This window comes from Pseudomonas sp. B21-040 (genome assembly GCF_024748695.1).
Taxonomy (GTDB): Bacteria; Pseudomonadota; Gammaproteobacteria; order Pseudomonadales; family Pseudomonadaceae; genus Aquipseudomonas.
Genome location: NZ_CP087176.1, coordinates 4,149,296 through 4,161,299, shown reverse-complemented (window position 1 = coordinate 4,161,299; position 12,004 = coordinate 4,149,296). Strand labels below are relative to the sequence as shown.

Sequence of the window (12,004 nt, the reverse complement as noted above, 5' to 3'; positions counted from 1 at the left end):
GCGTGATGGTGCGTGAATAGCATGTTTGCGGGCATCTGAATCCACTGTGATCGCTAGATAGTGTTTCATCAAGCCAAGGTTCGATTTAGAAGCGCAAGCGCCTGAGTGTTGTAGACACGCCACTCTGGTTGGTACCTGCCTGCGGCTCCTGGCGTCGCTGTTGATCGTCTGGATCAGAGAAATACCGGTGGCGGCCATCGAGCCCAGCGCCCATCAACTGGGTCTCAGTAACCCGTTTGTCGGTATTTTGGTTGTCGCGGTGCTTGGAAATGCGACGGAGCATTCTTCCGCCGTGTCAGCTGCGATGAAAAATCGCATGGGCCTCTCGCTGTCGATTGCGATTGGTTCCAGCGTCAAGGTCGCCTTGTTTGTGGCGCCCGCTCTCGTATTGTCAGCTACGCCTTTGATGCCGCATGGATCTAGCGTTCTGCGGTGGCTTGCTCCTTAGCGTGCTGCTGGCCGTTCCGATTACCGGAAGGTGGCAGGGACGGGCGATCCGACTGATTGAAAAGGGTACAACTACTCGCCGTGTACTTAATACTATGCCCTGAGGAAGCTCGGTTCACCGCCCGTGAAGAACCTCAATTTAAGTTGACTGACTTCCTAAGGGCGTGAGGCTGTCGGTGAGGACAGGCAGAAACCGGCCAAGACGGTACTAATCACCTGCTCGAATTACGGACGAGTCGGTCTGCGAAGAACTCCACGTGTCCTCTGGGAGAAGCCAGCGAAGGCCAAGCGTTGACCTTTAAAGCGATTTCCTGAAAAGCTTGGGTGCACTTGGATTGCGGAAAGTGTTCGTAGACTGCTCGCTGCTTCTGCACCGCTTTACGCGCGCACTCATCGTACGGAATCGCACCCACATACCACAGGGTTACGTCTAGGAAGCGATCAGTGATTTTAGCCAATTTAGCGAACAGCGCGCGACCTTCATTCGGGCTCCGCATCATATTGACCAGAACCCGGAAACGGTACAATCCGTAATCACGATTAAGCAGTTTGATCAGTGCGTACGCATCGGTGATCGAGGCCGGTTCATCGCAGACCACCAGCAAGACCTCATGGGCCGCCTGGACGAGACTGACCACCGACGCGCCGATGCCCGCAGCGGTGTCAATCACCAGCACATCGAGGCTGTCACCGATTTCACAGAAGGCCTGAATCAGGCCTGCGTGCTGAGTTGGAGACAAATGCACCATACTCTGGATGCCTGAAGCCGCGGGGACGATTCGTATCCCGCCCGGACCGCGCAAAAGTACTTCGGATAGCTCACAGCGACCTTGGATTAAGTCGGCAAGCGTGTACTGCAGGGAAAGCCCCAACAGGACATGGATATTCCCCAAGCCAAGATCGCCATCAAGCAATACGACTCGCCTGCCAAGTTTCGCCAGCGCCAATGAAAGATTCACAGCCACAGTCGTCTTACCGACGCCGCCCTTTCCGCCAGTCACAGCGACAACCTGTACAGAACGCACACCACCCATGTTATTAACTCCTTTCCATATGCACGCGCGACACAGCGGCCGAGTGGAATCGATCAGTTGCTGCCGCATAAGTGGCAATCGGTCTAATCACGCAAGGCGCGATGCCCAGACGCATAGGCAAATTCGACAGCTCGTGCAAAAAGTCTGCGACACACGAGCAAAGTTTAGCGGTCCGCATGATAAAAATTGACAGTTCGTCTACTTCTTCTTTTCTCGCTTCAATTCATCACTGGCTCGCTCCATTAGCGCACGGTCTCGCCATGCGACCCGCTCTTCCCAATTCTCTAGCGGCACCAATGCCCGACGTTCTGCTTCGACCTTGGCCACTAGATCGGCGGTCCACGGATCATGCTGCCCGCGATCCGCGCCCATGCGCGCGTAGGCCGGGCCCATTTTTAGAGCGTGCGAACCGATGCCGCCCCGAGTATTGAGGTCGACGGTTTCGAAGGGGCCCATGAATGTCCAGCGCAAACCCAAGCCCTTGCTCACGACTTTGTCGATGTCGGCGACTGAGGTAATGCCATCACGCACCAAGCAATATGCTTCACGCAGCAATGCGCCTTGCAGGCGATTGAACACAAAGCCTTCTATTTCCTTTTGCAGGCGCACGGGCGTCAGGCCCGCTTCGGTATAAAGAGCTAGAGCTCGGTCGACATGTTGCGCATTGGTGAACGGCGCGGGAACGATTTCGATCACCGGCAACAAGTAAGGTGGGTTGCCCGGATGCGCAACCAGGCAGCGATCGCGACCGGGCAGCCCTTTCGCGAAGCTTGAAGCCGTCAGTGCGGAAGATGAACTGGCGAGAATCGCACTGGGAGGGGCGAGACTGTCAAGCTGTCGAAATAGCTCGATCTTGAGGTCGAGCCGTTCCGGGGCGCATTCCTGAATCAGGCTGGCGTCAGTCACTGCGGAGGGGAGATCTTCAAATAGCTCGACCCGGGTGCTGAGGGCTTCTGGCGTTTCTTGGAGTAATCCGAAGGTAGCCAGCTCCGAGCAACGGCTGAATATTTCCTGGCGGGCCAGTTGCAGGCGTTGGGCGTCCGGGTCTTGTAGGCGCACGCTCCAGCCGGCACGGGCGAAGACGATGGCAAATGCCACACCAATGCTGCCAGCGCCAATTACGGCAACCACGTGAGAGGATGAGTGCATGGGGTCTCCTGTTGTTTTTTTAGGGCAAAAAAGTCAGTGAACGACACGCACAATGGCGCTGCGTCCAGGGGCGGTGTGCACGCGGATAAATCCGCTGAGACGGGTGTCGATTACCGGATCGCCGCTGTCGACAAACAATTGGCCCTGGGGCAGCGCGGCGATTTTTTCGCTGCTCGCCAGTACGTGTAGATGTCCCGGGCTAATCGATGCGAGAACTGCTGCGCTGATTTGCTGGTTGCCGCGACCGAACAGGCAACCCTGGCCTCCAGTAAGGCTGACCACCACGTGGGGTGGATATTTCGCTGCGAGTGTCAACAAGTCGCTTTCGTTGGCGTCGCGACAGATCAAGGTTTTACCGAGGTAGGCGTCGACGCCCAGCAGCGTGCTGTCACCGTTTAGATGTTTGGACAAAGCTTGAATCGTCCGGCCGGGACCCAGGAAGTAAACGTGCCCTGCCTGCATCTGCGCGGCAAACAACGCCGCTTCAGCTTCTACGGCTCGGTCCGGATTGGAGCTGCCCGACTTGGCGCTTTGCATGTGTCGTGGCTCGGCTGGCGCCCGTGCGTAGCCGTAAAGGCGGGTGCTGACGCGGTCTTCACGGGAAGCTTGTTCATCGATGTCGAGCAGTTCGGCTTCGTGACTTGCGACACCGCCATTGGCGCAGTGACGGGCGAGTTCACCGGCATGTTCTGGCGAGCGTGCAAACACCCCGGAATACATTTTCACTCCGCAGGGAATACCGAGCACAGTGGTCGTCATCGAAGATACGGCCGCCGCCACATCGCGGGCGGTGCCATCCCCCCCGCCGAACAGCAGCAGGTCAACCGACTGGGCGAGCAGTGCATGGCAGGCTTCAATTGTGTCTCGCGACGAGTGCTCGGCGGCCGGAGTAGCAACAATCTGCGCCTGCAAGCCCGCTGCAGCACAGGCGTCCTCACCCATTTCGCCGGGCACAGTAAAAATCTGCGCGTCACTGCCGATCAGGCGCCGCAACGCCCGCACGCACCGATCGTGGGCTTGCGGCCGAGCGCCCAGTTGCAGCGCCAGAGCGACCATCTCGGCACCGTCACTACCCTTCAGGCCAGTTGTTCCGCCGAGCCCGGCAAAGGGATTGATTAACAGGCCAACCTTGAACGTCATCGAGACTCGCCTCGGGTCATTGAACGGTTGCGAGTGTCAGTATTGCCACGTAGATTGTGCGCAGTACAAACAAAAGTTCGCATAAGACCTAATATTGCGTCCGGAGGTAAGATGAGTCAACCAAGATCTGCCCATCCTTTTATGGCCAATGCTTTGCCTGATATCAAGCAAGAGATGCTAGATATCCTAGGGATTGAGTCTGTCGAATCGCTTTTCGAACAGATTCCTGAAGCGCACCGTTTGAAAAAAAATCCCGAACTTATGGGCGGTATGCGCTCAGAAGTAACATTGAGCCGGCACCTTCGCGAAATCCTCGGTCGAAACCGTAACTGCAGCGATATGTTGAGTTTTCTCGGGGGTGGGTGCTGGCAGCATCACGTGCCGGCTATTTGCAACGAGATTGCCAGTCGCAGTGAATTCCTGACGTCGGTATGGGGCACGCCTTCGTCCGATCAGGGCCGCTGCCAAGCGTGGTTCGAGTTCAGCAGTCAGTTGGGTGAGCTGGTAAGTTGCGAGTACGTTGGTCTGCCGGTCTACAGCTGGGGCTGTGCTGCCGGTCATGCATTACGCATGGCTTCGCGACTGAACGGTCGCAATACATTGTTGCTTCCGGCGATCATCGATCCAGAGCGGCTGGCGGTGATTCGCAATTACTGCGAACCCAACATGGCCAATGAACTGAATTTAGAGTTCATCGCCGCTGATCCCTTGACTGGGACCATGGATTTGCAGGATCTCAAGCGAAAACTCGGTAACCATGTCTCGGCGGTATACCTGGAGGCGCCGAATTACTTTGGCCTGATCGACGGTGCCGCAGCTACCATTGCGGAGATGACTCATGCCCATGGTGCTGAGTTCGTTGTCGGCGTCGATCCGATCTCTCTCGGTGTGCTGGCGGCTCCACCAGATTACGGTGCCGACATTGTGGTTGGTACCATTCAGACCCTGGGCATCCCTATGTACGGTGGCGGTGGCCTGGGCGGGTTTATCGCTACCCGTGACGAAGAGCGCTACGCTCGCGAATACCCGACGCTGCTCATCAGCATCACCACAACCATGCGACCAGGTGAAGTTGGTTTCGGCCTGTCGCTGGCTGAGCAGTCTTCTTATGGGTTACGGGAAAACGGTAAAGACTGGACTGGCAACTCGGTGTACCTGTGGGCAATCGCCAATGCGGTGTACATGTCGCTAATGGGGCCGCAAGGGTTCGTCGATGTAGGCGAGTTGATCTTTGCGCAGGCGCATCAGGCTGCGCGACGTTTGAATGAGCTGCCGGGAGTTTCGATCCGTTATGGTGACGGTTTTTTCAAGGAGTTCGTGGTCGATTTCAACGCCAGCGGTCAGTCGGTGGCGACGATCAATCAGGCGTTGCTGGCGCGGGGGATTTTCGGCGGGCATGACTTGAGCCAGGAATTTCCGGAGCTCGGGCAGAGCGCATTGTACTGCGTCACTGAACTGCACCAGGACGCCGACCTCGACCGCTTGGTAGACGCCCTTCGTGAGGTATTGATCCATGAATGAATCCATCAAGTTGCGCCGATTCCAGGCTGCCGTGTGGGACGAGCCGGTGGTGATGACCTTGTCTCGCACTGGGCGCCGTGGCGTAGTGTTTCCCGTAGCCCAAGTTCCCGGCGATCTGAGCGCAATACCGGCGTCGATGCGCCGAAAAGTTATGCCACAACTGCCGGAAATGTCCGAGCCCGATGTGTTGCGCCACTACCTGCACTTGTCGCAACAGACCCTGGGGATGATGGGCATCTCCCTGTTTGGCACTTGCACCATGAAGTACAACGCACGTGTCAACGAAGCGATTACCGCACGTGATGATGTCGCGCAGTTGCACCCGCGTCAGCCTGATTCAAGTTTGCAGGGTTCGTTGCAGATCATGCACAACCTGGATTTGAATCTTCGGGCATTGTCGGGTATGGATCGCTTTGTGTTTCAGGCCGCTGGTGGCGCCGATGCGGCGTTTCTGCACGTGTGCGTGACTCGTGCCTACCACGCGGCACGCGGTGAACTTGAGACGCGCGACGAGATCATCACCTCGATCCAGTCGCATCCGTGCAATCCGGCGACGGCGGCCACGGCGGGGTTCAAGATCATCACTTTGCCGCTGGAGGAGAATGGCTATCCGTCCCTCGAAGCGCTCAAGGCGGCAGTCTCGTCGCGCACGGCGGCATTGATGATCAACAATCCGGACGACATGGGTATCTACAATCCTGACATTGCTGAGTGGGTGCGCGTGGTGAAGGAGGCAGGTGGTCTGTGCTTCTACGACCATGCGAATTTCAACGGTGTGATGAGCAAGGTTCGGGCGCGGGATCTAGGCTTCGATGCTTGCATGTTCATGCTGCACAAAACCTTCGGTGCACCGAAGGGCGGTGGCGGGCCGGCCGTGGGCGCCTACGGTTGCAGCGACGAATTGATCCCTTATCTGCCGGGGCCTGTGCTGGTTGAAGAGCAGGGGGCGTTTCGACTGGAGGCGGGCAGCGAGCTGGGTATTGGTCGGGTGCGCGAGTTCCTCGGTAACCTGCCGCAGATCATCAAGGCTTACGCGTGGGTGCGGGCAATGGGCATTGACGGGATCGCAGAGGCGTCGGATTTGTCGGTGCTGGCCAACAACTACATGGGCAAGAGACTCAGTCAGATTCGTGGGGTGACTTGTTCGCATCCGCACATCAAGGCATGGCGGCTGGAGATGACGCGCTACAGTCTCGAAGTGCTGACGCAGGAGACCGGTATCAGTGCCTATGACGTGCAGAACCGAATGGTCGATTACGGCGTTGATGCCTTCTGGCTGGCTCATGAGCCTTGGGTGATTGCCCAGCCGTTTACCCCCGAAGCGGGCGAGATGTGGTCGAAGGAAGACATCGATTACTGGGTCGCAGTGCTGGCCCAAGTGTGCCAGGAAGCCTACGACAACCCCGAACTAGTGCGTACTGCGCCGCACAATCATCCGATCGGTCGTCTTGATACCGGCCCTCTGGAAGACCCGGCCCGCTGGGCTACTACTTGGCGCGCTTACCAGCGTAAGCACCCCGGCGCTCAGTAGTGTTTAGTCGCCGGCGCACACTGCGCCGGCGACTACCGTCTGTTTCAGCCTTTCCAGTGACCCTCGGCGTGCAGTTGGGTGAACACCTTGTCCACGGCGCGTCGTGCGCGCGCGACCATTTCGACCACTTCGTCTTCGCTGATCACGAACGGCGGCGAAAACGAGATCGAATCGCCTTGGGGCAACGCGCGGGTTATGAGGCCTTCTTCGAGCGCGGCGCGGGCGATCCGTGCTGCGACCTTCAGCGAAGGGTCGAATGGCGTGGCTGGATCGCGAAGAGCAACAAACTCGACCGCTCCCATCAGCCCGACGCCGCGTATCTCGCCCACCGCCGGATGATCGGCGAAAGCGTCGCGCAACAAACGATGCATCAGTTCGCCGCGCGCGCCGGCTTGGGCGACCAGGCCTTCGTCTTCGATGATCTGCAGGTTGGTCAGCGCAACGGCGGCGGCCAGTGGGTGAGCGCTGTAGGTGTAGCCGTGGGCGAATGCGCCATACTTTTCGCCACCGAGCAACAGGCCTTGCCAGATTTTTTCGGAAATTATGCACGCCGACAATGGCACGTAAGCCGAGGTAATGCCTTTGGCAACCGTCATCAGGTCAGGACGCATGCCCATTTTTTCGCTGCCGAACTGGGTTCCCAGGCGACCGAAACCGCATATCACTTCGTCAGCGATCAGCAGCACGTCGTATTTATCCAGCACCGCTTGCATCGCGGCGTAGTAGCCGGGTGGCGGGACGATCACTCCGCCGGCGCCCATCACTGGCTCCATGATCATCGCTGCCACGGTGTCCGGGCCTTCGGCGAGGATCAGGCTTTCCAGGTCAGCGGCCAGGCGTGCGACGAATGCCGCATCGCTTTGACCGGGTTCGGCTTGCCACAACCGGTGCGGCGCAGTGGTATGGCGGATAAAGGGCAGTGGCAGATCGAAGCCAGCATGCATCCCCGGCAAGCCGGTCAGGCCAGTAGCCACCATGGTGACGCCGTGGTATCCGCGATTGCGCGCAATGATTTTTTTCTTCTGCGGCAATCCTCGAGCATTGTTGTAGTACCAGACCAGTTTGACCTGTGTGTCGTTGGCGTCGGAGCCGGAGTTGCCGAAGAACACCTTGGACATCGGCACTGGCGAGAGTTTGATCAATTTCTCGGCGAGCAATATCGGCGTGTCGGTTGCCATCGATGAGAACGAGTGATAGTAGGGCAGCCGCATCGCCTGGGCGTGCAGAGTGTCGGCGATTTCCCGGCGACCGTAGCCGACGTTGACGCACCAGAGGCCTGCCATGGAATCGATGTAGCGCCGGCCGCTGGTGTCTTCCAGCCAGACACCTTCGCCCTTGACCATCACCAACGGGCCATTGCGTTCATGCTCGGCAAGTGCGGTGAACGGGTGCAGAAAATAACGCCGGTCCAAGTCATGCAGATCGGTCGATGGAGTATGTGAATCCATGGTCTCTCCTGTTGCGAACTTAGTTTTCGGTTGATGGTTTGTGCGCATTGCGGTGTTATGGGCGTTGTGCGAACATAAATGTACACCTTAATCCCGCAACGAGGAAACAAATCATGCTGAACTTGAAAGACCCTTCACTGCTCAAGCAAGCGATCTTCGTCAATGGTGTGTGGTCGGTTCCGCCCGGTTGCGGTTGGATTGAGGTGACTAACCCGAGTACTGGAGAGTTGGTCGGGCGGGTTCCGAAGGCGGGGCGTGCACAGACTATCGAGGCCATTGAAGGCGCCGAGGACGCATTCCGGTTGTGGGCGGCGCGCCCGGCTGGCGAACGGGCCCGGATAGTCAAGCGTTGGTATGACTTGATCGTGGAAAACGCCGACGACCTGGCGCTGATCCTCACCGCAGAGCAAGGCAAACCTTTGGCCGAAGCCAAGGGCGAGATCCTGTATGGTGCTGCTTTTTTCGAGTGGTTCGCTGAAGAAGCAAAGCGTGTTTATGGCGAAATTCTTCCCGCGCCGCAGCAGGGCCAGCGCATGCTGGTATTGCGTCAGCCGATCGGCGTGTGTGCGGCGATAACACCGTGGAACTTCCCGATGGCGATGATTCCGCGCAAGGCTGGCCCGGCGATTGCGGCCGGTTGCAGCATGGTCCTCAAGCCGGCCAGCGCCACGCCGTTCTCGGCATTAGCACTGGCGGAGCTGGGCCACCGCGCTGGGTTGCCAGCCGGAGTGTTCAGCGTGGTGACCGGCGCAGCCGGGGAAGTGGGCGACGAATTGTCGACCCATCCCCTGGTGCGCAAAGTGACCTTCACTGGCTCGACCGAAGTCGGCCGTTCACTGATGGCCAAGGCTGCCGGGACCATTAAGAAAGTTGCACTGGAACTGGGCGGCAACGCGCCGTTGATCATTTTTGATGATGCCGATATCGATGTTGCTGTTACCGGCGCCATTGCTTCGAAGTTTCGTAACATGGGTCAGACCTGTGTCTGTGCCAACCGCATCTATGTGCAGAGCGGCATTCATGATCGCTTTCTGGAGCGTTTTGCCGCGGCAGTCGCGTCGCTCAAAGTCGGAGACGGCCAGGTTGAAGGCGTACAGCAAGGGCCGTTGATCGACGAAGCGGCAGTGCAGAAAGTTCAGCAACATATAGATGACGCAATTGCGCAGGGCGCCCGCATCGTCACTGGCGGTCGTCGTCATGCCTTGGGCAAGACGTTTTTTGAGCCAACGGTACTCGCGGATGTGACGGCCAATATGCGCATTGCTGTGGAAGAAACCTTCGGTCCCGTGGCTCCGGTGTTCCGCTTTGAAACCGAAGCTGAAGTGATCGCGGCTGCCAATGACACTGAGTTCGGCCTGGCGGCATACTTTTTCACGCGCGACAACGCCAGGGTGTGGCGGGTCAGCGAAGCGCTTGAGGTCGGCATCGTCGGGGTCAACACCGGTGCTACCTCTTATGAAGGTGCGCCCTTCGGCGGGGTGAAATCGTCAGGCATCGGTCGCGAAGGCTCTCATCACGCCATCGAAGAGTTCACTGAGCTAAAATACGTATGCGTTGCACAGGTGAGCTGATATATTCCTAACTAAACTTCTGTGCGCATGTCGCACAGAATTCTTAAGGAAAGGTGTCCAAAATGCTCGAATCAGAATCACCAATCGACGACCTTGAGAACCGTGATCGCGATTATGTGGGTTCTTTCGCTCGCGGCCTCGAAGTCATCAAGACCTTCACCCGACATACACCACGCCGCACCCTCAGTGAGGTCGCGGAAGCGAGCGGCATGAGCCGAGCGACTGCACGACGTTTTCTGCTGACCCTGGTGCGTGAAGGTTACGCTGAAAGCGATGGCAAATTTTTTAGCCTTAAACCGAAAATTCTCGAGATTGGCTTTTCAGCCTTGTCCTCGATGAATATTTGGGACGTAGCCCAGCCGATCATGAGTGCTTTGTCCGATCGTCTGCAAGAATCCTGCTTCGCGGCCGTGCTGGACGGAGACGCCGTGATTTATGTGGCTCGGGCCAACTCGACGCGGGTTGTCAATATTAGTATCTCGATTGGCAGTCGCTCGGCGGCGCACAGCGTTTCGACCGGGCGAGTGCTGTTGGCGGCGCTTCCAGAGGCTGAGTTGCAGGAATACCTGGACAAAACCACGCTGACTAAATTCACCCAGCACACCGTGACCTCCAAGGTGAAGCTGCGCGAATTGATCAATGAAACCCGCTTGCGGGGCTGGTCGATTGTCGATCAGGAACTGGAGATCAGTCTGCGCTCGATATCAGTGCCCATACGTGATCGTGATGGCAAGGTTGTGGCGGCACTTAACGTCCCTTGCCCCACCGAGCGCGTGACCTTGCAGGACATGAGTACGCGGATTTTGACCGAATTGCTGGAGGCTTCAAAAAACATCACGCAAGCGCTCCAGGGCTAAACCTCACCTCAGCCGGTTTCGCGATTTTTCGCGCTCTGATCGTTGATCGGGCGCGATTTTTTTTGCCCGAAAATCGTCTCCCGGCTCTGTGAAAAATCCTTTGAAAATATTGCGAACAGAAGTTTGCAATGCGCACAATTGTGCGATAAGTTAACGTCTACATCGAAAATAAAAAACACTAAATGATGGAGCCGTAGCCATGCATTCAACTGTGCATAAATCACCTTCGCGAGGCTCATGGCCCGCGCCTCCGCTCGCCCTTTGGGCTCTGTCTCGACGTTGGCATGCCCATAACGGCAGCGCGTTATTTGATCTGTGTATCGGCGGTCGGTAATTCGGCCAGTCAACCTTCGCCCGCGTATTGGCACCGTCAATGCCCGGGCTAATTCATGGAGTATCCAATGTTTGAGTTGAAGGGTAAGACGTTGCTTGTAACCGGCGCATCCAAAGGTATCGGAGCGGCTATTGCCACAGCCTTGGGTGAGGCGGGCGCACGAGTCATAGCGCATTACGGCAGTGATCGTGAAGGTGCTGAACAGGCACTGGCCGATGTGGCTGCAGAGAACAAGCTGTTTATACAGGCTGATTTGCATGACCTTGCCGCTGTTGAACGTCTGTGGGATCAGGCGCAAGCCTGGCAGGGGCGCATCGATGGCTTTGTCAATAATGCGGCGATCATGCGCTGGCACGGTGGCTTGGCAGCCGATGATGAGACTTGGGATAGCGTCTGGGAGGAAACCCTTGGCGTCAATGTTCTAGCCCCGGCGCGCTTGATCCGGCGTGCGGTGAAGCACTTTCAGGCCAATGGTGGCGGCATCCTGATCACCATTTCCAGTTGGGCAGCCCAGCGCGGTGTGACCAACCCGGACACTATTGCCTACGCTGCGTCGAAAGCCGCCGTGCGCTCGATGACCCAGACTGTGGCGCGGGCGTATGCCAAGCAGGGCATCCTCGCCTACATCGTGGCGCCTGGCGTGGTTCGTACACAGATGTCTGAGTCGTTTGCTCAGACCCAGGGCGGCGAGGCGGGTGTTACTGCTCAGTTGGCCATGGGCGAGTGGGTGCCACCCAGTGACATTGCGGCCTTGGTAGCGTTTTTGGCCAGCGGTCGCTCCAGGCACCTGAGCGGTGCAACTCTGGATGTGAATGGTGCCAGCTACGTTCGTTAAGTGAATTATTGCTATCAGAATGTGCGCAATGACATAAAATGTTCGCATTGCGCGTAAAGATATTGACATGTATGCGGCGAAGTCAGACATTGAGATTCCAGCCTGCGCTGGCGTCGCCTGCCCTCCAAATCAGGAGT

Annotated in this window: 11 protein-coding genes; 6 read left to right on the top strand and 5 right to left on the bottom strand. The window is 57.7% G+C overall.

Features of this window, described 5'->3' with window-relative positions; translation table 11 throughout:
• Positions 1-160: 160 nt before the first annotated feature.
• On the top strand, positions 161-448 hold the full coding sequence (locus LOY55_RS19080) for a hypothetical protein (RefSeq protein WP_258666312.1): 288 nt from the start codon (positions 161-163) through the stop codon (positions 446-448).
• 211 nt (positions 449-659) lie between these two features.
• Here the strand turns inward: LOY55_RS19080 and LOY55_RS19075 are convergent, their stop codons facing one another.
• The 3 genes from LOY55_RS19075 to LOY55_RS19065 all read right to left on the bottom strand — a co-directional run bounded on the left by LOY55_RS19075 (position 660) and on the right by LOY55_RS19065 (position 3,770).
• On the bottom strand, positions 660-1,481 hold the full coding sequence (locus tag LOY55_RS19075) for a MinD/ParA family protein (protein WP_258666310.1): 822 nt from the start codon (positions 1,479-1,481) through the stop codon (positions 660-662).
• Positions 1,482-1,679: 198 nt separating this feature from the next.
• Positions 1,680-2,630: a 3-hydroxyacyl-CoA dehydrogenase gene (locus tag LOY55_RS19070; protein WP_258666308.1), complete on the bottom strand. Its 951-nt coding sequence runs from the start codon at positions 2,628-2,630 to the stop codon at positions 1,680-1,682.
• Positions 2,631-2,663: 33 nt separating this feature from the next.
• The gene (locus LOY55_RS19065) at positions 2,664-3,770 is read right to left on the bottom strand and encodes an ATP-NAD kinase family protein (RefSeq protein WP_258666305.1); all 1,107 of its coding nucleotides are present in this window, start codon (positions 3,768-3,770) and stop codon (positions 2,664-2,666) included.
• Positions 3,771-3,881: 111 nt separating this feature from the next.
• Here LOY55_RS19065 and gcvPA point away from each other — a divergent pair, with 111 nt between their 5' ends.
• Complete coding sequence (gene gcvPA, locus LOY55_RS19060) at positions 3,882-5,291, top strand: aminomethyl-transferring glycine dehydrogenase subunit GcvPA (RefSeq protein ID WP_258668358.1); 1,410 nt, start codon at positions 3,882-3,884, stop codon at positions 5,289-5,291.
• Positions 5,284-6,822 (top strand): aminomethyl-transferring glycine dehydrogenase subunit GcvPB, encoded by a 1,539-nt coding sequence (gene gcvPB, locus LOY55_RS19055; RefSeq protein ID WP_258666303.1) that lies wholly within the window; start codon positions 5,284-5,286, stop codon positions 6,820-6,822. Before gcvPA ends, gcvPB begins: the two co-directional genes overlap by 8 nt.
• A 44-nt stretch (positions 6,823-6,866) precedes the next feature.
• On the opposite strand, the gene LOY55_RS19050 is transcribed toward gcvPB, so the two are convergent.
• Positions 6,867-8,270 (bottom strand): aminotransferase, encoded by a 1,404-nt coding sequence (locus LOY55_RS19050; RefSeq protein WP_258666301.1) that lies wholly within the window; start codon positions 8,268-8,270, stop codon positions 6,867-6,869.
• Positions 8,271-8,386: 116 nt separating this feature from the next.
• Between LOY55_RS19050 and LOY55_RS19045 the strand changes: the two genes are divergently transcribed.
• Together LOY55_RS19045 and LOY55_RS19040 are read left to right on the top strand one after the other, a co-directional pair.
• A complete protein-coding gene (locus tag LOY55_RS19045; protein WP_309475413.1) occupies positions 8,387-9,841 on the top strand; it encodes an NAD-dependent succinate-semialdehyde dehydrogenase in 1,455 nt (484 codons plus the stop codon).
• A gap of 62 nt (positions 9,842-9,903) precedes the next feature.
• Complete coding sequence (locus LOY55_RS19040; RefSeq protein WP_258666297.1) at positions 9,904-10,698, top strand: IclR family transcriptional regulator C-terminal domain-containing protein; 795 nt, start codon at positions 9,904-9,906, stop codon at positions 10,696-10,698.
• An 8-nt stretch (positions 10,699-10,706) separates the two neighbouring features.
• Here LOY55_RS19040 and LOY55_RS19035 read toward each other — a convergent pair whose 3' ends face one another.
• Entirely contained in the window at positions 10,707-10,937 is a 231-nt protein-coding gene (locus LOY55_RS19035; protein WP_258666295.1) for a hypothetical protein, read from the bottom strand.
• 162 nt (positions 10,938-11,099) lie between these two features.
• On the opposite strand from LOY55_RS19035, the gene LOY55_RS19030 reads away from it, so the two are divergent.
• Positions 11,100-11,867, top strand: coding sequence for an SDR family NAD(P)-dependent oxidoreductase (locus LOY55_RS19030; protein WP_258666294.1), 768 nt, complete (start codon positions 11,100-11,102; stop codon positions 11,865-11,867).
• Positions 11,868-12,004: the final 137 nt, after the last annotated feature.